General features: G+C 57.4%; 26 protein-coding genes and 1 riboswitch. Of the genes, 19 read left to right on the top strand and 7 right to left on the bottom strand.

Annotated features, from left to right (window positions below; genetic code table 11):
* The first annotated feature begins 56 nt into the window (after positions 1–56).
* Positions 57–665 (top strand): recombinase family protein, encoded by a 609-nt coding sequence (locus INS80_RS00615; protein WP_009824440.1) that lies wholly within the window; start codon positions 57–59, stop codon positions 663–665.
* Between the two features lie 151 nt (positions 666–816).
* Here INS80_RS00615 and INS80_RS00610 read toward each other — a convergent pair whose 3' ends face one another.
* From INS80_RS00610 to INS80_RS00600, 3 genes are all read right to left on the bottom strand, one after another.
* Positions 817–1,755, bottom strand: a complete 939-nt coding sequence (locus tag INS80_RS00610) for a cation diffusion facilitator family transporter (protein ID WP_035253420.1) — start codon at positions 1,753–1,755, stop codon at positions 817–819.
* Positions 1,745–2,506 (bottom strand): transglutaminase-like domain-containing protein, encoded by a 762-nt coding sequence (locus tag INS80_RS00605; protein WP_035253419.1) that lies wholly within the window; start codon positions 2,504–2,506, stop codon positions 1,745–1,747. Before INS80_RS00605 ends, INS80_RS00610 begins: the two co-directional genes overlap by 11 nt.
* A gap of 91 nt (positions 2,507–2,597) precedes the next feature.
* A complete protein-coding gene (locus INS80_RS00600) occupies positions 2,598–3,026 on the bottom strand; it encodes a MerR family transcriptional regulator (protein WP_035253418.1) in 429 nt (142 codons plus the stop codon).
* Positions 3,027–3,232: 206 nt separating this feature from the next.
* Here INS80_RS00600 and INS80_RS00595 point away from each other — a divergent pair, with 206 nt between their 5' ends.
* The 13 genes from INS80_RS00595 (at position 3,233) to INS80_RS00535 (ending at position 12,089) form a co-directional block, all read left to right on the top strand.
* A complete protein-coding gene (locus INS80_RS00595) occupies positions 3,233–3,736 on the top strand; it encodes an SCO family protein (RefSeq protein ID WP_439650924.1) in 504 nt (167 codons plus the stop codon).
* A 32-nt stretch (positions 3,737–3,768) separates the two neighbouring features.
* Positions 3,769–4,901 (top strand): IS3 family transposase gene (locus tag INS80_RS00590; RefSeq protein ID WP_226892497.1). Its coding sequence is split into 2 segments (ribosomal slippage): positions 3,769–4,036 and positions 4,036–4,901, totalling 1,134 coding nucleotides; the frame shifts between segments, so codons are not numbered across the junction.
* Positions 4,902–5,048: 147 nt separating this feature from the next.
* The gene (locus INS80_RS00585; RefSeq protein WP_035253416.1) at positions 5,049–5,471 is read left to right on the top strand and encodes a disulfide bond formation protein B; all 423 of its coding nucleotides are present in this window, start codon (positions 5,049–5,051) and stop codon (positions 5,469–5,471) included.
* A complete protein-coding gene (locus INS80_RS00580) occupies positions 5,468–6,127 on the top strand; it encodes a DsbA family protein (RefSeq protein WP_035253415.1) in 660 nt (219 codons plus the stop codon). Before INS80_RS00585 ends, INS80_RS00580 begins: the two co-directional genes overlap by 4 nt.
* Positions 6,128–6,173: 46 nt before the next feature.
* Positions 6,174–6,614 (top strand): copper chaperone PCu(A)C, encoded by a 441-nt coding sequence (locus INS80_RS00575; protein WP_035253414.1) that lies wholly within the window; start codon positions 6,174–6,176, stop codon positions 6,612–6,614.
* A complete protein-coding gene (locus tag INS80_RS00570) occupies positions 6,614–7,246 on the top strand; it encodes an SCO family protein (protein ID WP_035253406.1) in 633 nt (210 codons plus the stop codon). The genes INS80_RS00575 and INS80_RS00570 overlap by 1 nt, the downstream gene beginning before the upstream one ends.
* A 208-nt stretch (positions 7,247–7,454) precedes the next feature.
* The gene (locus INS80_RS00565) at positions 7,455–8,609 is read left to right on the top strand and encodes a M23 family metallopeptidase (RefSeq protein WP_370001670.1); all 1,155 of its coding nucleotides are present in this window, start codon (positions 7,455–7,457) and stop codon (positions 8,607–8,609) included.
* Positions 8,610–8,612: 3 nt separating this feature from the next.
* A complete protein-coding gene (locus INS80_RS00560; RefSeq protein WP_035253402.1) occupies positions 8,613–9,068 on the top strand; it encodes a DUF411 domain-containing protein in 456 nt (151 codons plus the stop codon).
* A 99-nt stretch (positions 9,069–9,167) separates the two neighbouring features.
* A complete protein-coding gene (gene lspA, locus INS80_RS00555; RefSeq protein ID WP_035253400.1) occupies positions 9,168–9,650 on the top strand; it encodes a signal peptidase II in 483 nt (160 codons plus the stop codon).
* 265 nt (positions 9,651–9,915) lie between these two features.
* On the top strand, positions 9,916–10,251 hold the full coding sequence (locus tag INS80_RS00550; protein WP_035253399.1) for a DUF1636 family protein: 336 nt from the start codon (positions 9,916–9,918) through the stop codon (positions 10,249–10,251).
* 144 nt (positions 10,252–10,395) lie between these two features.
* A riboswitch (cobalamin riboswitch) is annotated at positions 10,396–10,609 on the top strand.
* A gap of 34 nt (positions 10,610–10,643) precedes the next feature.
* A complete protein-coding gene (locus INS80_RS00545; RefSeq protein WP_074964317.1) occupies positions 10,644–10,814 on the top strand; it encodes a CbtB domain-containing protein in 171 nt (56 codons plus the stop codon).
* A 4-nt stretch (positions 10,815–10,818) separates the two neighbouring features.
* Positions 10,819–11,517: a CbtA family protein gene (locus tag INS80_RS00540; RefSeq protein ID WP_035253423.1), complete on the top strand. Its 699-nt coding sequence runs from the start codon at positions 10,819–10,821 to the stop codon at positions 11,515–11,517.
* Between the two features lie 68 nt (positions 11,518–11,585).
* Entirely contained in the window at positions 11,586–12,089 is a 504-nt protein-coding gene (locus INS80_RS00535) for a hypothetical protein (RefSeq protein WP_035253397.1), read from the top strand.
* Positions 12,090–12,227: 138 nt separating this feature from the next.
* Here the strand turns inward: INS80_RS00535 and mntR are convergent, their stop codons facing one another.
* A complete protein-coding gene (mntR, locus tag INS80_RS00530; protein WP_035253395.1) occupies positions 12,228–12,677 on the bottom strand; it encodes a manganese-binding transcriptional regulator MntR in 450 nt (149 codons plus the stop codon).
* Positions 12,678–12,931: 254 nt separating this feature from the next.
* On the opposite strand from mntR, the gene INS80_RS00525 reads away from it, so the two are divergent.
* Genes INS80_RS00525 through phnE form a run of 4 tightly spaced genes read left to right on the top strand, consistent with a single transcriptional unit; the run spans position 12,932 to position 17,038 of the window.
* Entirely contained in the window at positions 12,932–14,668 is a 1,737-nt protein-coding gene (locus INS80_RS00525; protein WP_226892496.1) for a cytochrome c peroxidase, read from the top strand.
* Entirely contained in the window at positions 14,668–15,528 is an 861-nt protein-coding gene (locus tag INS80_RS00520) for a phosphate/phosphite/phosphonate ABC transporter substrate-binding protein (RefSeq protein WP_035253390.1), read from the top strand. The genes INS80_RS00525 and INS80_RS00520 overlap by 1 nt, the downstream gene beginning before the upstream one ends.
* A complete protein-coding gene (locus INS80_RS00515; protein WP_035253388.1) occupies positions 15,525–16,295 on the top strand; it encodes a phosphonate ABC transporter ATP-binding protein in 771 nt (256 codons plus the stop codon). The genes INS80_RS00520 and INS80_RS00515 overlap by 4 nt, the downstream gene beginning before the upstream one ends.
* The gene (gene phnE / locus INS80_RS00510) at positions 16,295–17,038 is read left to right on the top strand and encodes a phosphonate ABC transporter, permease protein PhnE (protein ID WP_046212119.1); all 744 of its coding nucleotides are present in this window, start codon (positions 16,295–16,297) and stop codon (positions 17,036–17,038) included. The genes INS80_RS00515 and phnE overlap by 1 nt, the downstream gene beginning before the upstream one ends.
* A 240-nt stretch (positions 17,039–17,278) precedes the next feature.
* Here phnE and INS80_RS00505 read toward each other — a convergent pair whose 3' ends face one another.
* Together INS80_RS00505 and INS80_RS00500 are read right to left on the bottom strand one after the other, a co-directional pair.
* Entirely contained in the window at positions 17,279–17,755 is a 477-nt protein-coding gene (locus tag INS80_RS00505) for a L,D-transpeptidase family protein (protein WP_046212149.1), read from the bottom strand.
* Positions 17,756–17,849: 94 nt separating this feature from the next.
* Complete coding sequence (locus INS80_RS00500; protein ID WP_081806556.1) at positions 17,850–20,198, bottom strand: heavy metal translocating P-type ATPase; 2,349 nt, start codon at positions 20,196–20,198, stop codon at positions 17,850–17,852.
* Between the two features lie 184 nt (positions 20,199–20,382).
* On the opposite strand from INS80_RS00500, the gene INS80_RS19195 reads away from it, so the two are divergent.
* Complete coding sequence (locus tag INS80_RS19195; protein WP_081806555.1) at positions 20,383–20,655, top strand: hypothetical protein; 273 nt, start codon at positions 20,383–20,385, stop codon at positions 20,653–20,655.
* Positions 20,656–20,728: 73 nt separating this feature from the next.
* Here the strand turns inward: INS80_RS19195 and INS80_RS00495 are convergent, their stop codons facing one another.
* Positions 20,729–21,391, bottom strand: coding sequence for a L,D-transpeptidase (locus INS80_RS00495; protein ID WP_046212120.1), 663 nt, complete (start codon positions 21,389–21,391; stop codon positions 20,729–20,731).
* Positions 21,392–21,623: the final 232 nt, after the last annotated feature.

Raw genomic sequence — 21,623 nt, 5'->3', positions numbered from 1 at the left:
AAAATCTGCACCAGCAAAATCAATGGCTTGCAAGGCCAAAATCCAAGGGGGTTCAAATGGGACAGCGCGCGGCCATTTACGCCAGGGTCTCCACATCCGACCAGTCCTGCGAGCGGCAGGTGGCCGAACTGACCGCCTTCGCGGAACGTGGCGGCTACGATGTAATCGGCGTGTTCAAGGAAACGGCTTCCGGGGCATCGGCAAATCGAGCCGCCCGCAGTCGGGTGCTTGATCTCGCGCAGACCCGGCAGATCGATGCGATCCTGGTCAGCGAGCTCTCGCGTTGGGGGCGTTCCACCCAGGATCTGCTCGATACCCTGAACAGGCTTGCAGGCTGGAAAGTCTCGGTTGTTGCCATGAACGGCATGACCTTTGAACTCAACACGCCCCACGGACGGATGATGGCCACCATGTTGGCAGGCATTGCCCAGTTTGAGCGTGATCTCCTCAGCGAGCGTGTGAAATCCGGCCTCGCCGCCGCACGGGCAAGGGGCAAAAAGCTCGGCAGACAGCCCGGCCAACGTCCGAAATCCGACAAGCTCGCGCCAAAGGTGCTTCAGGCCGTGGAAGATGGTCGATCTTACCGCTGGATCGCCCGCGATCTCGGGATCTCAAAAAACACAGTCACGGAGATCGTCAAACGTCACCGACAGAAAGCCTTATGATACGATCCTGCCCCCTACCGGAATCTACCCCCACTTGGCGCCAAGGTCTGCTACGCGGACAAAGTGCCCTTTCGCTGCAGCAGCAACAAGGTCTGCTTCCACGTCGTCCTAGGTGCCGCCCCAAAGATATCAATCATGCATATCACCTAAGCTATTCGATCTGGTGCTTGTCATGTCCAAACAGCGGCGCCTCGACGTCACAAGCTTCATTACGCTCAAATTCCAGCGTGGAATGATCAATCCCAAACTCAGCGCCAATTTGCGTCTTTAGCTCTGCCTTGATCTGCTCCAACTGGCCCCATGCAACATCTTCGACGACGACATGCGCATCGAGCGCTGGAGCATTCTCTTCCATCTGCCACAAGTGCACATGGTGGACGTCGCTAACGCCCTCTGTTTGGCGCAAAACGGCCACCACGTCACCTCCATCAATGTCCGGCGGGCTGCCAAGCATCAGCGTCCGGATCGGGCCACCAATCTCAGCGAAGGCCAGGTACAGAATATAGAGCGCGATACCAATCGTGATCGCAGGATCAACCCAACGCATGTCATAGAGGATGATCAGCGTGCCACCGACAATCACAGCGACTGAAGCCAAAGCGTCGGAGAGGTTGTGGAGGAACAAGGCGCGGATGTTCTGGCTGCCCTTCTGCATGGAATAGGTCAACCCCGCCGTCAGGGCATCAACCACCAGTGCCAGTCCCGCGATGATGACGACTGTCCACCCTTTCACCTCAGGCGGCTCGATAAGGCGCATGCCGCCTTCATAGATCAGATAGAGCCCGATCACGATCAGCGTCGTGTAGTTGATCAAGGCCGCCACGGTCTCGATCCGGCCATAGCCGAAGGTCATTCGCTCATCAGCGGGCCGCCGCGCGATCTTGCGGGCCGCAAAGGCAATGACAAGCGCGGCCATGTCCGAGAAGTTATGCAGCGCATCCGCGATCAGGGCGAGAGACCCTGCGAAGATGCCGCCGACGATCTGCGCAACCGTCAGAAGACCGTTCGCCCAAATCGCAATTGCTACCCGGCGATCCCCGCTGGACGGGTCCAGATGGGCATGGCTGTGACCATGGTGATCATGCGGCACGGGTCTCTCCCTCATGCTGGTGCGCAATTGAGGCGTCGGGTTTCAGACGGCCTGCGCGGAAGGCCCGCACACGCGCATTCATCCAGTGCCGGATGATGTTCCGATAGAGCCATCCGCGCAAACGCCCGAATTTCTGCTCATGCTCTGCATAGAAAGCGTCGGGCGTGTCGAACGTTCCGAAATCCTGCACGATCCCGGTATCCTGGATATATGTGTCCTGCCCTGTCCACTCGACAGGCGGCGCGTTGAGGCAATCCGTCCCAGCACCGTAACCGCACAGACTCTCGCGGTCGGTAAACGACGATTGCAGAACCTTCAGGAACGCGCTGTCGAGAATGAAGCCTTCGAGATTGATCCACTTGCCGTCCAGTGCGACCTCGATCCACGAATGCAGGATCTCTTCCGGCGCAATCGGGTAGACCAGCTCCGGCACAACACCGCGCTGAAGGCCCTTGTGGATCGTGAACCCGTGGATTCTGCACTTTATGCCCACACCCCGAAGGAGCGCCATAAGGAGCGTGCCCTTCGTATTGCACTGACCATAGCCATCAGACAGCACCTCGGACGCTGGAATGTCGTCGGCGCGGTTGTAGCCGAAGGCGATCTCGTTGCGGATATAGTCATAGATCGCGCCAATCTTGTCGGTGTCGGACAGATCACGCCAACCCCTTGCAGCGATGAGCTCCGCTATGGGCGCCGCCCCAAAATCCAGGATCGGGGTTGCGGTCAATAAAGGGTCATTATGTGCCACGATGGGGCTCCTCGAATCTTTCGAGTACAGAGATAATTGCTACAGTCGCTGTAGGTTCAAGCAAAAACTTCGAATAGTTTTCTGTGCTCACTCACACCCCAATTTGATCGTGCTCGGTCAGACACTCCGAATGGTCTCTTAGCACTTCAAGGACGCGGCATTGCGATGCGTTGCCGCCACTACATTCCTTGACCATGCGTTTCAATTCCGCGCGCAACGCTTTCAAGCGCTCCATTCTCTGCTCAACGAGCTTCAATTGTCGGCGTGCGATCTCATCGGCTTCGTGACAGGGCCGGTCCGGCGCGTCGGACAAATCAAGCAACTCCCGGATCGCGTCGAGCGGAAATCCCAACTGTCTGCTGTGCCGGATGAATGCGAGGCGATCAAGTTCAGCGTCACCATAGCGACGTTGCCCGCCTTCAGTCCGACCAGGTTCCGGCATCAATCCAATCTGCTCATAGTAGCGGATCGTCTGAACCTTGGTGCCGGTCCTCTTCGCAAGAGTCCCAATTGTGAGCATGTCGAAACCCCGTTAATCCTCTAGTGAATGTAGATTTATCTCACTCATGGCGCAACCGCGGAAATCACGTTTTGGCGATCTCTGGCGCGCTCTTTAGAAAACCACTTGAACCTACAGTAGCTAGAGGATGTAAACCGGCTCAAAACCGAGAATCAAACGGGCGAAATAACGTGCGTCTTTCAGTTATTCAGAGACTATTGTGGGGTCTGGCAGGCACAGCGCTTCTTGCCTTTGCGGCATTCCAGTATTTCGAACCTTCGACCGATACCGACGCTAATGCCTCTAACCCTGCGTTTTACGCCGATTTCGAACTGACCGATCATCGTGGATTGGTGCAGACGGATGAGTACTTTGCCGGGCGGTGGATGCTTGTCTTTTTTGGCTTTGCCAACTGCCCAGATGTATGCCCAACGACGCTCGCCGAAGTTGCCGCCGTCATGGAAGACCTAGGAACAGATGCAGAGAAAATACAGCCTATCTTCATCTCGATTGATCCTGAACGCGACACACCCGCTGCGCTGGCCGAGTATGTGCCCTTGTTCAATGCAGGCATCATTGGGCTGACCGGCACGCCGGAGCAGATTGCTGAGACGTCCGAGACCTTTCCGATCTTCTATGAGCGGATCGAGGAGGCCTCAGCACCAAATGGCTACACAATGGGCCACACATCGCATCTAGAGGTGGTCGCGGAAATTCGGACCAGTTGTTAAGGTGGATCGTATGACGAGAGAGACGATCCGAAATGGCAAAGAGAAAGACGCATACGCCTGAGTTCAAGGCGAAGGTTGCGCTTGAAGCGATCCGAGAAGAGATGACGCTGGCCGAGCTGTCGAAGAAGTATGGCGTGCATCCGAACCAGATCAGCACGTGGAAGCGGGCGGCGATCGAGAACATGGCCACGGCGTTCACCCGGCGAGGCGCTGATCCCGGGAAGGGGAAGGAGGCAGAGATCGAGAAGCTGCATTCGAAGATCGGGCAGCTGGTGGTGGAACGGGATTTTTTAGCGAATGCCTCGGTTCAACTGCTCGGGACGCGAGGCAAAAAATGGTGAGCAAGGATCATGAGCTGAGCCAGCGGCGGCAATGCAGGCTGCTGCAACTGTCGCGCTCGACGCTGTATTACCGGCCCAAGGGGGAGAGCGCTGAGAACCTGGCCTTCATGGAGATCATCGACAAGCAGTTCCTGGAGACCCCGTGGTATGGCTCTCGCCAGATGGCGCGGCACATGAAGCGGCAGGGTCACAAATGTGGCCGCCATCGTGTGCGGCGATTGATGCGCCTGATGCGGTTGGTGCCGATCTACCAGGAGCCCAACACCAGCAAGAAGCACCCGGCGCACAAGATCTATCCCTACCTGCTCAAGGGACTGGCGATCAACCGGCCCAACCAGGTCTGGTGCGCCGACATCACCTATATCCGGATGGAGCGGGGGTTCCTGTATCTGGTGGCGATCATGGACTGGTATAGCCGCAAGGTGCTGGCCTGGCGGCTGTCGAATACCTTGGAGGCAGACTTCTGTGTCGCGGCGCTGAAAGAGGCGCTGGCCAAATATGGCCCGCCGGAGATCTTCAACACCGATCAGGGATCGCAGTTCACCAGCAGCGACTGGATCGATGAGCTGAAGGAGGCCAAGGTGAAGATATCGATGGATGGCAAGGGCCGCTGGATCGACAATCGCATGATCGAGCGGTTGTGGCGGTCGTTGAAATACGAATGCGTCTACCTGCGCGCCTTCGAGACCGGGTCACAGGCCCGAGACGGTATTGGGAAATGGCTGGCCTATTACAACGCCGAGCGGCCCCACTCGACCCATGGCATATTGACCCCCGAAGAGGTCCATGTCAGCAAACCGGAACCCATGAAAATGGCAGCCTGATGTGAAACCCTGATCCACCTTAACTGGGCTGCATTCTGGTCGAAAAAGCAGGACCACCTCTCCAAAGGCGCGCTTCACCGACTCTTGGGCTTATGGCACCTCTGCCGAAGAGATACTTACCGATCTAAGAGAGAGGCTCTGACCCAAATGAACCGATTATACGGAGAAACTGCCCTCGGGCTGGCTTGGGTGATCGCCCTCATCGCCTCGCTTGCTGTTCTGTTCATTGGCGAAGTGCTGGGGCAGACACCTTGTGTTCTTTGCTGGTTCCAGCGCGCCTTCATGTTTCCACTGGCGATAATTCTTGGGCTGGGACTATGGTGGCAAGATCCGCGTGTTGGTCGGTACGGTGTCGTACTCGCACTTGGTGGCGCAGCAGTGGCTGCTTGGCATATGGGGTTATATGTCGGGATCATACCTGAACGCGTCCAACCTTGTACTGCGACGGGGCCCTCTTGCACTGACGACAACCAGTTGGTGTTAGGCATCCCCATTCCGCTGATGGCCGTTGTTACATTTGCGCTTATTGGTGCGCTTTCAGTCCTATCTCTCAAGGAGAAAAAATCATGAACCGACGCGGGTTGATTATTTCCGTTCTCGCAATGGGTGCTGCCGGTTTTGGTGGGGCCGCGTGGTATGTAAACCAACCAAAACCGTCATCTGAACGTGCGGTTGTCGCGCCAGAGTTGGCGGACGCTTTGATGCGACCATATTCGCCTGTTTTGGGGCCCGCTGAAGCCCCCGTGACCATCGTTGAGTTCCTCGATCCAGCCTGCGAGGCCTGTCGCGCATTTCACCCCGTCGTAAAAGATATTTTGGACAAAAATCCCGAAGCCGTGCGTGTTGTCATACGATACACTCCGTTTCACGGACCGATTTCGGATATAGCCGTCAAGTTGCTAGAAGCGGCCCGGATGCAGGGCAAGTTCGAACAGGTGCTAAATGCTCTAATGGCTTATCAAGACGCGTGGGCGGCGCATGGGGCGTTTGATCAACAAAAGCTGGGAAAGATCGCGGCCGGAGCCGGGCTCGATCTCGAACTTGCGATAGAGCAGATGAAATCACCCGATATCGTGGCAATCGTCAATCAGGACAAAGCGGACGTAGAAACAATGGGCGTTCGCCAGACCCCAACGTTCTACATCAATGGCAAGCCGCTAGATCCGTTTGGAATGGACGAATTGAGACAACAGGTTGACGCCGAAGTAGCTGCAGTTGGCAGCTAGTGGTCAAAAAGGGAACCGCAAAGTGAAGACAGTACTCTATGGCCTGATGGCCGCAAGCATGTTCGCATCAAGCACAGCGACCCCGGTAGAAGCTGGTTCGGAAGACGTTGTCGTCGAAGATGCCTGGGCGCGCGCGTCAATCGGCGTAAACCGTCCGGGTGTCGCGTATATGACAATCCGCAATACAGGCGACGAGGCTGTGATACTTACTGGCCTCCGCACGGATTTGGCGATGATGCCTGATATTCACCAGACATCCACAAATGCCGATGGTGTTAGCTCAATGGCACCTGCAGGCGAGATCGAGATTGCGCCGGGTGAATCTGTGTCTCTGGAACCGGGTGGCCTTCACGCCATGCTGATGCGCTTGCAGCGACCGATGGCCAAGGGCGAAAGCTTTTCCTTGACGCTCGACTTCTCGGACGGTGGTGAGATCGTGGTCGAGGTTCCAATTCTAGGTATTGCAGCGCGCGGTCCCGAGAGCTAATGACCCGACGGTCGATCCTCAAGTATGCCTTCGCTGGCATCGCGGCGATCATCCTGACACTTGTTGTTGGGTGGTGGCAGGTCGATGGCCCCGGCGCGCCCGAACAAGCGGGGTTGCGCCCGGTTGCCCTATCTGAAATGGAATTCCGCCTGACAGATCACGAAGGTAACGAGGTTGGACCCGAAAACCTTATCGGCAGCCCGTCAATGGTCTTCTTCGGCTTCACCTATTGCCCGGACGTTTGTCCGACGACTCTGTCGGATATTTCCGGCTGGCTTGATGACCTGGGCGAAGAGGCGGAGGGAATGAACGTGGTGTTCATCACCGTCGATCCAGAGCGGGATACTGTCGAGGCAATGGCCGAGTATGTCGGCTATTTCCATCCGTCGATCCGCGGGTGGACTGGCCCGGAAGAGGAAATTGCGCGCGCAGCACAGGGCTTCCGCGCACGCTATGGGCGGGTGCCGACCGAAGGTGGCGACTACACCATGAACCACACTGCCAGCGTTTTCCTTTTCGACGCGAAAGGCCGGTTCAGCACCATGATCGACTATCACGAGCCGAGGGAATTCGCAGTGCCGAAAATCCGGCGTGCGCTCAATAGAGAAACTGGGGGGCAACATGAGAATTAGAACAATCGCGGCAGGTTTCGCATTCGTATCGGTGCTGTCGGTGGGCGGGTTGGCAATATCGGGCATCTGGTCGAAGGATCCGATCCCTCCCGGTCTGGCAGCTGCAACCACTTGGTCGCCACCTCAACTCCCGCTTCCCACTTCTATTGAAACGGAAACACCGCAGGTCGCACAAACACGTGTGGAGCCCGCAATACCACTCCAGTCCATGCCACGTCTGGAGGTTGCGAGCGCCGATACTCTCTTACCGACGATAGAACCTCCGCTCTCCAACTGGTCACGCGATATCGCAACCGGCGAGACGCTCGACACCGTTCTTGAAGAAGCAGGTCTCTCAGCGACTGACCGTGCCGAGGTCGCTCTGGCCCTCGGCGCGGAATATGATCTGAGGCGACTTAGGCCTGGGCATTCGGTCACCGTTGTTTCGACGATGGACGGCAGCCCGCGCAGCGTCGCGCTCTCCGTCGAGGACGGTGTGCGGATCGAGGCGATCTTTGGCGAAGAGTTGGCCACGCAGGTCGTGACCCCGGCTCCCGACTTCATAACATCGGCGGGCGAAGCGGTGATCGACAGCTCGCTTTTTGCCGCGCTGGAAGAAGCCGAGATGCCTGCCCGCTTCGCTGTCGATTTGGCACAGATGCTGGGTGGAATCGTCGACTTCCGTCGTGAGGTGACCGGCGGAGAAACGCTTCGGCTACTGTGGCGCGAGGCCCGTGTTGGCGAAGACAGAATTGGTCAGCCGGAACTTACCTTTGCATCGCTGGAGATCGGCGGCGCACTTTATGAAGTTGTCTGGCCGGTAAGCGGTAGCGATCGGGCAACGATTTACGTCAATGGCACGGTTCTCCGCGTTTTTGCACAGCCTGTCGAAGGGGCGCGATTAAGCTCGGTATTTGGCCGCCGTACGCACCCGGTCTACGGCAATGTCCGGATGCACACAGGTGTCGATTTCGCGACGGCAAGCGGAACGCCGGTTCAAGCGACAGCACCGGGACGGATCAGCTTCATCGGCTGGCGGGGCGGCTATGGTCGCGTGGTCGAAATCGCCCACGGCTCAGACACAATGACACGCTATGCGCATCTCAGCGCTGTGCCCGAGGGCCTGGCACAAGGCCAACGCGTTGCGGCGGGAGATGTGATCGGTCGCGTCGGCGCGACTGGCACGGCGACGGGCCCGAACCTGCACTACGAAGTCCTCGTGGATGGACGCCCTACTGACCCCCTCTCTGACGACAGACTTGCCGAAGCGGCTGAGAGCGAAGCGGATGATACAGCCGCGCTTTTGCGTCTGGTCGAGGCGCGGGCGCTTCTGAATGAAAACCTCGGCAGCGACATTGCCGAAACGACAACCGAAAGGCTCTGACCCATGAGACGCATGATCCAAGCTCTTGCCATCACACTCGCCCTGTTACCGGCGGCGCAGGCCCTCGCGGAGGCAACCCCAATAGACGTCCGCAAGACCAATGGATGCGGTTGCTGTCTGTCCTGGATGAATCATCTTGAGGAGAACGGCTTCGCACCAATAGGCCAGGACATGTTCGGCGGCCTTCTCGTGCGCTTCAAACTCGACAACGGAGTGCCGCAGCGCATGGTCTCCTGTCACACTGGGCTCGTGGACGGTTACGTGATCGAGGGACATGTGCCTGCAGCCGACATCCGCCGCCTTCTGAACGAACGCCCCGATGCGGTCGGTCTCGCAGTCCCCGGAATGCCCTATGGTTCGCCAGGGATGGGGCCGGAAGACGAACGCGATGCCTACGACGTCTTCTTGATCCAGAAAGACGGCTCGACCGAAATATTTTCGAGCTACCCAGCAGGGTAACCGAGCCGAATTATGGAAGTCCTTTCCCCAATCTAGCTAACCTATTCAGCCGCTTCAGCGCAGACCGGCCAATGGTATCCAAAGTAGTTACGTTGCAACATGTTGACAGTCAACAAAACACAAGTACTCGGCATACTAGCTGTCGTCGGCGCCGTCGCCACTGATCAGGTAACAAAAGCCTGGGTTGTCGCGAGCGCCGATACCCTAAAAGACGGGATCGCTGTCTTTCCCGGGCTTAATCTCACGTTCCATCGCAATGATGGCGTAACCTTCGGGCTTTTGGGTGGCGCCCCCTGGTGGGGCCTCTTGCTTCTTGCGCTTATCATTTGTGCCTGGCTCCTGATCATGATGCTTCGCACAGAGAGCAGTATAGAAGCGATTGCGTATGGGGCGATCATAGGTGGCGCGCTCGGCAATGTCGTTGATCGCATCCATTATGGAGCCGTAACAGACTTCCTTGATTTTTTCATTGGATCTGCACACTGGCCGACTTTCAACATGGCAGACGTATTCATTGTCGGAGGTGCCGGATTACTGCTGGTGGTACCAGTGATCCAGAGGCACTTCGAGGGCGATCATTGAAGACATTGCCCCAAGTTTCATTCGGCGGATTTTTTGCCTGAGCAACTGTTTCCTCGATTTGCCGGACAAGAAAAATTTCTCGTGCCACAAGTCTGAATAATCTATGTTGGCATTGTAGGTGCCTACTCCGGCGAGCTTACCGATCGCTCAAGTATTGACTTTTCTAAAGGCACCGCGACAAAACCAAGTTTCGAAATCGAACCAGTAACCACCCGCAGATATTGAATCATAAAGAAGGTTGCTCAAAAAAGGACTTGCTCGGCGCATGCACCTACCAACGCTTACTTTATGCCGAACCTGCCGTGACGCGGATCCAACCCTGTATGATCAAGTGGTATCAACGCTAAAGGCAGCGAATGTGAAGGCAAAATTGCAGCACGTCGATTGCATGTCCGGCTGCATGCGACCACAAACGCTTGCAGTCCGACAGAACGACAAGACTGCTTATCTTTTCGGTGAGATAACTGCTCAAGACCTGCCGGACATCCTGACATTCATCCGGATGTATCAGGAAAGCCCAGACGGTAACTTCGCGGATGCAAGGCCACTTGGAAAGCTGCGTTTCAAGGCTATTGCTCGCATTCCCGCAGATGTGCAGTAAACCACCCGCACCACGATATTAGTAGCTCCTGCGGTGAATTATTGCATTCAGTACAGTGTTGACAGCAGCAGATTTCAAATCAATTTGGCGCTGCGGAACTTAGGCATGCCGGTTTCGTACTTGACCTGCTACCGCCTAATCGGACAGAAACAGTCATTACGGTGCTCAAAGGTGCAAATGCATTAGAGCTGAAACGGGAATGAGGACGGTGGACCAAATCGCGGCACCGAAACCTCAACCGCCCCCGCGACTGTGAGCGGCGAGCTACCTTCCATTTCCACTGGTGCGAGAGTGCTGGGAAGGGGGAAGACGGCATCGACCCGCGAGTCAGGAGACCGGCCGTATATTGAACGTAACTTGCGCCGTCGGGTGTGACGGCAAGGAGGACTAAAATGACGACAAACGCTATCAAAGCATCCGCTGTAGGATCAACCATTCTGCCCGCAGTGTTCGCCCTTATTCTGGGTTTGGGTGTTGTTACTGTGACCGGCCATGCTCAAGCTTCTGGCCTGCATGACGCTGCTCACGATGTGCGCCACGCAACTGGCTTTCCCTGCCACTAAGACCATGTTCAGTCGTATTCTGACCAGCGCGTTGTTCGCTGGTGCTGCAGCGGGGCTGATTGCCGCCTTGCTGCAGCTTTATTTCGTGCAGCCTGTACTTCTCCACGCCGAACTTTATGAGGGTGGCGATTTGGTGCATTTTGGCGCTGATCCTGTGACTGCGCATCCCGAGTTGCCCGGCATGTTCGCCGAGCCGGTGCGCGACGGCCTAAGCATCATCTTCACGATGCTGACGTATACTGGCTATGCATTGGCCCTTGTGGCGCTTATGTCGATTGCCGAACAACAGGGTCGTGAGATTAACGGTCGCACCGGTTTGCTTTGGGGCTTGGCTGGCTTTGTTGCCTTCCACTTTGCGCCTGGCTTGTCGCTGGCGCCTGAAGTGCCAGGCGTAGCCGCAGCAGATGTCGGTGTGCGCCAAGTATGGTGGACTGCTACTGTTGCCACAGCTGGCGTCGCCATGTGGTTGATCGCCTTTGGAGGCAACTTGGTGAGCTATCTGATCGCCGCTGGACTGCTGATAGCGCCTCACGTCGTCGGTGCGCCTGAACCCGACACCTTCGCTGGCCCGGTTCCGACCGAGATCGGCGCGCTATTTGCCGCCCGAGCCTTTGGCATCGGCATGGCCGCTTGGGTGTTGCTGGGAAGCTTTGCCGGATACTTCTGGCAGGCTGAAGGCAAACGCGCGAACGCCGCCGCCTGATTCCTTTCCTCTATTGCTTTCCCGCCGGTCACCGCCGGCGGGAGCTTTCATTTATTGAGGAGGACAAAATGTCCCGTTCACTCGCTCTCTTCGCCATCGGGCTGATTTTTGGCGGCGGCGTCGGCTTTGTGATCGCGGCCGGCAGCGGCAGCACCTTTGACAGCCACGACCATGCTGACCCGTCTCAACATGGTAGCAATGCGGAGATGGCAGCCCATGACCACTCTGCTGTCACTAACTTACCGGCCGACAGCAATGCCCCCAGCGTGGCGATCAAGATGATTAAAGATCCGATGGCAGGTTGGAACTTGCACGTGACACCGCAAAACTTCCGATTTTCTCCTGAGAATGCCTCTACTGAGGAAATACTTGGTGAAGGTCACGCGCATGTCTATATCAACGGCGAAAAGCTGGGGCGCCTTTATGCCAACTGGATACACCTCCCATCACTGCCGGATGGCGACGTTGAGATAAAAGTTTCCCTCAATGGCAACAGCCACAGCCCGCTAATGGTTGGGGGCTTGCCCGTCGAGGCCAAACTAATCGTTCAAGCAGACGATGACGGCTCCTGAGCAAAACTCAGATCTTGACTGAACTTCGGTCGCAGGGGCCTTGCGCCCCTGCATTGCCATGGTTTGCATGTCAGGATCGAATGCAATCCTCCCCTGAGCGCATCATTATGGCAAATGGCAATAGCATGAACCAACTCGCTATCGGCTCATTTTACTCTGTGAAAAATCCTTGAATACGCGAAGCGTCTCTTCGCTTACATGATGCTCGATACCTTCAGCATCGTGCTCGGCCACGTCTTTGGAAATACCCAGGGCGATAAGGAACTCCACAACAATTCGGTGCCGCTTTCGACAAGCCTCGGCCAATCGCCGCCCAGCATCCGTTAGGCGTATTGATCGGTAAGGTTCCTGCACAATGAAGCCCTCGCGTTTAAGCCGGGTCAGGTTCTTGGACACAGTGGGCTGGGTCACGCCGAGCCGCTCGGCAATCTCCACGGGCCTCGCTGAACCGTTCTGGTGAATCAGCTCCGCGATCAGCTCGACATAATCCTCCACAACTTCGCTTTGTCGGGCGGCGCGGGCTGCCTCGAAACCGCTCACCTGGTCGTCAGGTTTACGTCCGAATAGTTGTGGTTTCTGATCGGTCATTCTGCTCTCGGTGTCTATTGCTGGTGCGGAACCCTGCTTGCCGCGCCTTATTGTGTATGCACCAGCGACGCGGGCCTTGACAATGACATAGACTTTTCTACAAAACTTAGCCAAGGCTAATAATTATAGACTGAACCATGAAACACCTGATTGCATCTGCCTTGATTGGCCTGCTTCCGCTTAGTGTGGGGGCCACTGCCATTGAAGAAGCCCCTTGGGCACCTCGGGCCGCAGCCTACCGGCTGAGCCTATTCATGGCGAACTTGACACCCGTTCCCTGGGAGAAGATTGAAAACAATTGGACTGCTCCGGCACCCGGCAGCGCAGTTGCGGTGGAGGCACTGTCACGGGTATCGGATAGCGACGCCCAGAACATTCGTGCAGCGCTGGCTGCGGAAGACCGACAGGCCCTGTTTGCTGCCATTACAACGGCATTGGCCAAAGGTATTCTGCAGCACCTAGAGGCAGCCGAGGCGACACTTGGCCAGCCTGAAGCCGCATTTGAGGTTGCGCAGTCTGCGGCCTTGTACCGCGCGTTCGAGGACGGCATCCTGGCGGCGGACAAGCAGGCCGCACACGACCTAGGTCGCGCCTGGCTGGTTCTGAATTCTTCTCTGGGTAGCACCGGTATTTTGAACAATGGCGCTCAAGACCCGAATGTGGCGCGATTTGCTGAGGCGCAAAAAGTTATCGTGGAGTACATTGAGACAAACTATCTGCCCTCCGTTTTTGTCGAACGTGGCAAGCTGACCCCGGCACCGGAGAGCGCAGTGCGCTCCGGTACGCCGGTAGTGTTGCCCGCCACACTCCCACCGGGCTCCAATATTGCTGATCAGCGCGAGCTACCCCGGCTGGTGCTCCAGTTTGAAGAGGCTGGCGAGGATGAGGCCAACCTGCCGCTTGTGGCCTATGGCGACATGCTGTTCGACAGCCCTGAAATCTTTGGTTCCCCAGCACGTGACCTGGGCATTGCCTGTTCAACTTGCCACAACCGGTCCGATGTGAACCGGGATTTCTTTATCCCCGGCCTCTCTAGCCATGCTGGCGGGATGGATGTGGACAGCTCCTTCTTCAATCCGATGTTCAATGACCGGGAAGACGATCACCTGGATACGCCGTCAATGCGAGGCATCCGCTTTACAGCGCCTTACGGGCGTGATGGGCGCGAGCCGAGCCTGCGCAGTTTTGTACGCAATGTGATCGTGACCGAGTTTGCCGGAGCGGAGCCAACGCCGTTCCAACTCGATGCGATGGTCGCCTACTTGCGCGCCTTTGACTTTCTGCCCAACCCACAGATAGACGAGGCCGGGCGGCTGACTGACAAGGCCTCTGAGGCTGCGAAACGCGGTGAGGTACTGTTCAATACCGAATTTGCCGGGCTTGGCGACAGGTCCTGCGCCTCCTGCCACACCCCGGACCGGTTTTTCCGAGATGGGCAGACCTATGACATTGGCTCGGCCGAGCCGCCGTTCCCGGGCGGCACCGCAACCCCATTCGAAACGCCCACATTGCGCAATGTCAACTTCACCGCGCCCTACATGCATGACGGATCGCTGGCGACCCTAGCGGGGGTTGTAGACTGGTTCAACGATACCAAGGATCTGGGCTTGGATGCGGAACAGCGCGCCGATTTAACTGCCTATCTGCGCGCGGTAGGAGATGGTGAGGAGCCCTACCAGCGCTTTGAAGGCCGAGACAGCGTGTTCCGCCTGTCGTGGGAAGAGCTTACCACTTTTGCTTCGACGCTGGACACACTGATCCCGATGCGGGATGCGGAGAACATCGCCGTATTGATTGATACTGTTGCACCGGATCTGGCGGCAGATGCGAGCGTTATGATCAATCAAAACGCTAAGCCAGAAATCTACCGATTTGCCGCAATTCTTCAGGCAGTTGGCGATGCCAGCGCCGCTGGCGACTGGGCTGAGGCGAGCCTCCAGTGGGACGCTTTCAAAACCATGCAAGCCGAGATTGATGAGAGGATGTTCTGATGCTGTCGCGCCGTACCTTTTTGACCACTGTCGCTGCCGCCCTAACAGTGCCAGCAACTGCCTCTGCGGAAGAGGCACTGAAACTCGCCTTCATTCCGCAAGAAAACCCAGAGAAGCTGTTGGGGGATATCGAGGCGATCACTGCCTGGCTGTCCCAGCAGTTGGAGGTTCCAGTCACCGGCTTTGTTACCTTTGATCATGCTGCGGCAGTTGAGGCATTGCGCAATGGTGATGCCGATATCTCCTTCATGGGTGCCTTGCCCTTTGTGCTGGCAGAAGACCAGATCGGGGCGGTGCCACTTCTGTCCGAGGTTTACCGCGGCCAGCCGAGCTATTCGGGCCGGGTGTTTGTGCGCAAGGACAGCGGCATCGAGACGCTGGCCGACCTGCAGGGCCGTGACATTGCCTTTGCCGATCCGGTGTCGGAGTCCGGCTATCTCTATCCGCTCGACCTGTTTGTGCGCGAAGGACTCGTTGCGGATGCAGGCGATGCGGACCGGTTCTTTGGCCAGAAGTTCTTTGCCGGTGGTTATCAGCAGGCAATGCAGGCTATGGCCAACGGGTTAGTGGATGCTGCGGGTGCCAGCCAGTATGCCGATCTTTATCTGACGCCTGAGCAGCAGGCCGAGGTCAGGGTGCTGGGCGAAAGCGCGCAGATCCCCAGCCATGCCATCATTGCCCGGCCTGGTCTAGATGCGGCCTTGCAGGCCCGCTTCGTGGATGCCATGCTGCGCCTGAACCAGGCTGAGAACCAGTATTTGCTGGCCTATCTCTACGGCCCAGACGGCTATGTGGCAGCAGATCCCAAGGTCTATGACGGGGTCAGGCAGATGGCACGCCGTTACGGCTATCTAAAATGACCCAAGCGCTTGCCCTCCATGCTGTGTCGCATTGCTTTGACGACGCTGAGGCCCTGCAGGATGTGTCGCTGCAGGTGGCACCGGGGGAATGTGTGGCCTTGCTGGGGCCTTCGGGCGCCGGCAAGTCGACCCTGCTGGCCTTGCTGGATGGGCGGGTCCGGGGATGGCGCGGTCGGGCTGAGGTACTGGGCAACCGGCTTCCAAATGATCGGGCACCAGAACGAAAAACCCGGCTAGAGACTGGCTTCATCTTTCAGGAGTTCGCCCTGGTTGACCGGCAGAGCGTTTACCAGAATGCGATGAACGGGCGGCTGGGGCGAATGCGCCTCTGGCCGTCGCTTTGGGGGCGATACGGTGCGCAGGATCACCTCAAGACGACCATCGCGCTGGAGGACACCGGCCTAACGGAGTTGGCACAGCGCCGTGCAGATCAGCTTTCAGGTGGTCAGCGCCAGCGAGTGGCCATCGCCCGCTGCCTGGCGCAGGAGCCTGAGTTGATACTGGCGGATGAACCGGTCAGCAACCTCGATCCAGCCCACGCCGAACGCATTCTGGAACTGATCACCAACACAGCGCGAAATCGCGGCATCGCTGTAGTCTTCAGTTCGCATCAGCCAGAGCTTTCGCGGCGCTTTGCCGACCGTATCGTTGGATTGCGCGCGGGCGCGGTGCTGTTTGACAAGCCCTCCGCGATGGTCGGCAACGATGACATCAGCGATTTGTACCATGGAACAGTACCTGGTGACGGATTGCGGGTGGTGAGCTGATGAGCCGGATCTTGGTTTGGATGGTACTCGGGCTTGCTGTGCTGTGGGCTGCAGGAAACGCTGACATCGGCTTGGAAAAACTGCCCGGAGCGGGTCCGAGGCTAGCAGAATTTCTAGGCCGGATGATACCACCGGACCTTTCTGTCTGGCCGGAAGTCCTTACAGGCCTAACCGAGACACTGAGAATCGCCATTCTTGGGACGCTGTTTGCGGTCGTCCTGTCGGCGGGGCTGGCTGTACTTGCGTCTGAGACCCTTGTACCCGCAGCCATCTGGCGCCCGGTACGTGCGCTGCTGGCAGTGATCCGGTCGATTCCGCTGATCTTGGTGGCGATGCTGATGGTGGGGGCAGTCGGGCTGGGCCCACTGCCCGGTATTCTTGCAATCACTTTTCATGCCACCGGCATGCTGGCCAAATTCTATGCTGAAGCAATCGACAATGTCGGTGCCGCACCACTTGCTGCATTGGAAAGCGCAGGTGCCAGCCGAGCGCAATTATTGCGGTGGGCGATCTGGCCACAGATGGCACCAGTTGTGCTCCGCGACACTGTCTTCCGCTTTGAACTGAACCTCCGCGAAAGCTTGATCTTAGGTATCGTTGGCGCCGGGGGCATCGGTCTGTACGTTCAGACTTACGTGCGTTCGTTCCAATACGACAAAGCTGCAACTGTCACGCTTGCCATCATCGCTCTTGTGCTGCTGTTCGAAGGTCTAAATTCGGTTTTACAAAAGCGGTTTTCGTGACGATTTTGATCAAGGAAGGTCGGAAAATTCAGATTTCGCAGCGTTTTCAGTTTCGTAGTGCCATTCGAAGAGCTTTCCCTACCATTCATCGTTCGCCAGACCCACTGAACTGGGGTTCGCCTATCTTGCTCATTACCTGTGTTCTTCGGTTTGATCAGTCTACCTTGAAACTGTCAGTCTGCCGCACCGACAACAGTTTTTTTGAGAAGCACAGCCGCCACCGTTTCCAGACAAATTCGGTTATGAGTAGATATCAATAGGTGTCCCGTTCTTCACCATTGCATAGATATCTTCTATCTCCCGATCCGAAACGGCAATGCATCCGGCCGTCCAGTCGCGCTTGTTTGTCGGGTCAATGCCAGGGCGCGGCCCCCCATGGATGAAAATATCTCCACCAGGGGAACGGCCCTGAGCCTTTGCGTATGCGATATCCGCCTCGTTCGGGTACGAGATCCCGATGGAAAGATGAAACAGGCTTTCGGGATTTCGCCTGTCAATCACGTATGATCCTTCTGGCGTGCGCCCGTCCCCTTCGAATTGCTTGTGACCCTCAGGCGCAAAGCCAAGGCCCATTGGGATAGTGCGCAAAACACCCTCTGGTCCATCAAGGACAATCATGCGCTGCCCCTTGTAGACCCGCACCCGGGTCACCTCCGGCCCCCTGTAAGTGCGGAATTTGTTTGCACATCCAGAAAGAATTGTCGCCAGAGCTCCCAGGAGGATTGTGCGACGTGTAACTCGAAAATTCACTGCTCAATGCCTCTTTCATGAGGTTTTTCAAACTTGACACTAGCGTGCTGTGCCAGCCCGTTCAATGGCCGTGCGCCAAAGCACCTTCGGCCAGTCTGTCGCCGACGCGGTCACCGCCTTTGGGCGGAGTCTCCGCGTGGTGTCCGTTTAACAGCCTGAGCGCATTTGCGACAACCAGCAGTGACACGCCAACATCTGCGGCAATGGCCCCCCACATCGATGCCATCCCAAACGCTGTCGCCACCACGAAAACGGCCTTGGTTGCCAGCGAGGTTGCGATGTTTTGACGGATGATCGACATCGCACGGCGGGAATGGCCTATGAGCCAGGGCACCCTGCCAATGTCATCAGTCATCAAGGCAATGTCCGCCGTCTCGATGGCCGCGTCGGAACCAACCGCGCCCATGGCGATAGCATAGTGGGCCCGCGCCATGGCGGGGGCATCGTTTACGCCATCGCCAATCATGGCCACCATATCGTGCGCTTCGACCAGGTCTTCGATGGCCGTCACCTTGTCCTCGGGCAGAAGCTCCGCGCGCACCTCGTCGATGCCGACCTCTGTCGCGACCGCGCGCGCGGTGCGTTCATTGTCGCCCGTCAGCATGACGATGGTTTTCACGCCCTGCGCATGCAGACGAGCCACGATTCCCTTGGCGTCGGGGCGGATGCGGTCGCGCAGTTCCAGAATACCCATCACCCCATTTGCATCACCAACAGCCACCAACGTACTACCGGCAACTTCGATACGGTGCCGAAGGTCTGTCGGAATGGCACTTCCAAGCCCTTTTTCCTCGGCGAACCGGTCAGAGCCGAGCCAGACCGCCCGATCCTGTACCCTGCCTTCAAGCCCACGCCCCGGTACGGTCCGCGTATCGTCCGCCGCGGATACATCAAGGCCGTCGACTTCTGCACGTACAAGGATAGCGCGCGCTAACGGGTGGGAGGATCGCGCTTCAAGCGCCGCCGCTACGCCCATCAGATCCTGCGTCGACGCATTCCCTAGCGGATACATTGCAGCAACTTCAGGCTCGCCGATGGTGATCGTACCGGTCTTGTCCATGGCCAAGGCTGAAGTGCGTCCCGGAGCTTCGACATAAGCACCGCCCTTGATCAGCACCCCGGCGCGGGCCGAGGCTGTGAGCGCGGCGACGATGGACACGGGCGTCGAAATGACCAGCGCACAAGGGCAGGCGATCACCAGAAGGACGAGGGCGTTGTAGAACCAGTCATCCCAGGCTCCACCAAATACGAGCGGTGGCAGCATCGCGACGGCAATGGCGAGCGCCATCACGATGGGCGTATAGACGCGCGCAAATTTCGCCACCCATTGCTCCACGGGCGCGCGGCGGGTGTGGGCGTCGCCTACCATGCGGATGATCTTGGCGAGCACCGTGTCGGAGGCCGCCCTGGTCGCGCGTACCGTCAGCGTGCCCTCGCCATTGATCGTGCCCGCATAGACCTCGTCACCCGGCTCCTTCGGCACCAATGCGCTTTCGCCAGTGATCGGGGCTTGATCAACGGCCCCGGCGCCTTCGATCACTTGCCCGTCCAATGGAATGCGGTCCCCGCCACGCACCACGAAATGTGCATCGATGGCGACGGCTGACGCCGGAACATCTGCTTCAGAACCATCTTCGTAGACAACCCTTGCAGTAGGTGGCGCTAGGTCGAGCAAAGCCGAGACAGCGTTCCGCGCCCGCCCGACACTCCAGCTTTCAAGGTACAGCGAGAGAGAGAAGAAGAACGCGACCGTTGCCGCCTCGAAAAACTCGCCAAGGCCGATAGCCCCGGCCACAGCGACCACCATCAAGAGGTTCATGTCGGGCGATACGCGCCGCGCGGATGACCACGCCTTCGGGGCGACAAGCCAAACGCCAGCCAGGATCGCGATAGCAAAAAGCCCCGCTTCGACCAAAGGCATCACTGCTTCTCCATGGCCGGAAAAGAGACCGATCGCACCGCCCATCCCGGTTTCTGCGATGTGATACAGAAATCCTGCCGCCCAAAAGCCTCCGCTCAGCATTGTGAACAGGCGCTGACGGGCAAGATGCGCAGCTTGATCCTCCGAAGCGTTCTCGGCATCCCAGGGTTTTGCGCTCATACCCGTGGTCGCAACCAGTTGAGTGATCTCTCCATCCGACACTGCGGCAGCGCTGTGGAGTATGATCATGCGTCCGTTGATGACATCGAATGCCAGGTGCTCCGCCCCGCCGACTTTCGGTCCAACGACCTTGTTGAGGATCGCCACTTCTTCTGCGCAATCAAGACCGCTGACCTGAAAACTCCGGCCCGCTCCATCTTGTGGCACGGGACCAAACTCTTCGTGTGAATGGCTTCCTCCACAGCAGGCATGTTCACTTGCACATGTTTCTGACTTGGCTCTATCAGTTGGGTGTACTTCAGATACCACAGTTTCAGTTTTGGCGGCCATTCGGCATCTCCAGAATCATTGCTTGGCTGGACCATAACTCCTACAGTCGCTAGAGGTTCAAGAGGTATTTTGTTTCGTATATAGTTTTCGGCTGCCAAGGGGCGCGCGAGTATAAAACCAATCGGCGGACACGCAATCAACGAAGAAAGGCGACAAGGAATTTATGAAGACTCAGCAATTTGCCGGACCGATCGGACTACCGCTACTTGGGGTACTGCTGCTTGGCGCATGCGCGACGACAGATCAGAACGGATCCCAAAAAATCGGAAACGTGCCAGAGGCTATCGTGGAACTGGCTGATCCAAGTCAAAACCTTGCAACAGCCCGGCTCCGCGAAGAAGACGGATGCTACTGGTATGAACACAACGGACCCGTAGAAAAGACCTTGCTTCCCCTCAGAACCGCTGGTGGCAACCCGATTTGTGTTGCTCGGTAAACGTAACGATCTTCCTGACATCTCCGGCCCACGTTGAGGGCCGGAGCGAAGATCAACGCGTCACAATCCTGCACTAGCTGTCCGAAACAACACTCTGTTCGGCAGAATACAGGTATACGGTCGACCCTATGGCGACGTTTGAATAGAGATCATTGATATGTGCCATGACCATCCGGACGCAGCCAGAACTCGCTCGACCGCCAATCGACCAAGGTTTAGGTGTCCCGTGGATGCGAAGGTAAGTGTCTCGGTTGCCAACGTAGAGATAAAGAGCACGTGACCCGAGTGCATTCTTCGGCCCCGGCTCCATCCCATCCGCAAATTCTGCGTTTTCCGGATTTCGTTCGATCATTGACGCTGTTGGGGTCCAGTGTGGCCATTCGACCTTTCGCCGAATGGTGTAGGTTCCTGGTTCGTAGAGATTTCCACGCGCGATCGCCACTCCATACCGCATCGCTGTACCACCTTCTTCAATGTGATAGAGATAGCGGGCGACTGCATCGACATGGATGTCACCTGGCACAAGGCCATCTTTCGCAGCAACACGTTGCGGCAAGAAACGGGGATGCAGCCCCCACGGATTGGATGTCGCCGGGTCATAGTTGCTGGGCGTTACCTGAGAATCCCACGACGCTTTTTGGCCGGTCGTTGGCCAGCTACTGGCCAAAGCCGGTCCCGCGATCGGTAACGAAAACATCGCAGTGGACGTGGAAATGAAATGGCGCCGGGTCAGCATAGGTCCTACTCCAAAGAAATTGTTTGTGCACCTCCAGCCGCGGCTTGGATGCCTCGAGTGCCTTGTAGAACCTCAAGCCACTATAGGTTCAAGGCCTCATTTATGAGCGATGATCAAGTCCTCGTGAAGGGATGGCTCTCCTTCTGCCGCTGGCATCTGACAGATCACAGGCCAATTTTACAAGCATTTTGGATCTTACCGGTGTCGATACTCTGCCACAAACCCTTGGCGA

It is taken from the genome of Phycobacter azelaicus (assembly GCF_014884385.1).
Lineage (GTDB): Bacteria > Pseudomonadota > Alphaproteobacteria > Rhodobacterales > Rhodobacteraceae > Phycobacter > Phycobacter azelaicus.
Note: the sequence above shows the minus strand (reverse complement) of the source record. Positions and strands in the feature narration are given on the sequence as shown.

Bases quoted from the DNA above. Each gene is read 5' to 3' on its own strand.
- INS80_RS00615 (WP_009824440.1), top strand. From the start codon at position 57: ATGGGACAGCGCGCGGCCATTTACGCCAGGGTCTCCACATCCGACCAG.
- INS80_RS00600 (WP_035253418.1), bottom strand. From the start codon at position 3,026: ATGCTCACAATTGGGACTCTTGCGAAGAGGACCGGCACCAAGGTTCAG.
- INS80_RS00585 (WP_035253416.1), top strand. From the start codon at position 5,049: ATGAACCGATTATACGGAGAAACTGCCCTCGGGCTGGCTTGGGTGATC.
- INS80_RS00580 (WP_035253415.1), top strand. From the start codon at position 5,468: ATGAACCGACGCGGGTTGATTATTTCCGTTCTCGCAATGGGTGCTGCC.
- INS80_RS00575 (WP_035253414.1), top strand. From the start codon at position 6,174: ATGGCCGCAAGCATGTTCGCATCAAGCACAGCGACCCCGGTAGAAGCT.
- INS80_RS00570 (WP_035253406.1), top strand. From the start codon at position 6,614: ATGACCCGACGGTCGATCCTCAAGTATGCCTTCGCTGGCATCGCGGCG.
- INS80_RS00565 (WP_370001670.1), top strand. From the start codon at position 7,455: ATGCCACGTCTGGAGGTTGCGAGCGCCGATACTCTCTTACCGACGATA.
- INS80_RS00560 (WP_035253402.1), top strand. From the start codon at position 8,613: ATGAGACGCATGATCCAAGCTCTTGCCATCACACTCGCCCTGTTACCG.
- lspA (WP_035253400.1), top strand. From the start codon at position 9,168: ATGTTGACAGTCAACAAAACACAAGTACTCGGCATACTAGCTGTCGTC.
- INS80_RS00550 (WP_035253399.1), top strand. From the start codon at position 9,916: ATGCACCTACCAACGCTTACTTTATGCCGAACCTGCCGTGACGCGGAT.
- INS80_RS00545 (WP_074964317.1), top strand. From the start codon at position 10,644: ATGACGACAAACGCTATCAAAGCATCCGCTGTAGGATCAACCATTCTG.
- INS80_RS00540 (WP_035253423.1), top strand. From the start codon at position 10,819: ATGTTCAGTCGTATTCTGACCAGCGCGTTGTTCGCTGGTGCTGCAGCG.
- INS80_RS00535 (WP_035253397.1), top strand. From the start codon at position 11,586: ATGTCCCGTTCACTCGCTCTCTTCGCCATCGGGCTGATTTTTGGCGGC.
- mntR (WP_035253395.1), bottom strand. From the start codon at position 12,677: ATGACCGATCAGAAACCACAACTATTCGGACGTAAACCTGACGACCAG.
- INS80_RS00525 (WP_226892496.1), top strand. From the start codon at position 12,932: ATGGCGAACTTGACACCCGTTCCCTGGGAGAAGATTGAAAACAATTGG.
- INS80_RS00520 (WP_035253390.1), top strand. From the start codon at position 14,668: ATGCTGTCGCGCCGTACCTTTTTGACCACTGTCGCTGCCGCCCTAACA.
- INS80_RS00515 (WP_035253388.1), top strand. From the start codon at position 15,525: ATGACCCAAGCGCTTGCCCTCCATGCTGTGTCGCATTGCTTTGACGAC.
- phnE (WP_046212119.1), top strand. From the start codon at position 16,295: ATGAGCCGGATCTTGGTTTGGATGGTACTCGGGCTTGCTGTGCTGTGG.
- INS80_RS19195 (WP_081806555.1), top strand. From the start codon at position 20,383: ATGAAGACTCAGCAATTTGCCGGACCGATCGGACTACCGCTACTTGGG.
- INS80_RS00495 (WP_046212120.1), bottom strand. From the start codon at position 21,391: ATGCTGACCCGGCGCCATTTCATTTCCACGTCCACTGCGATGTTTTCG.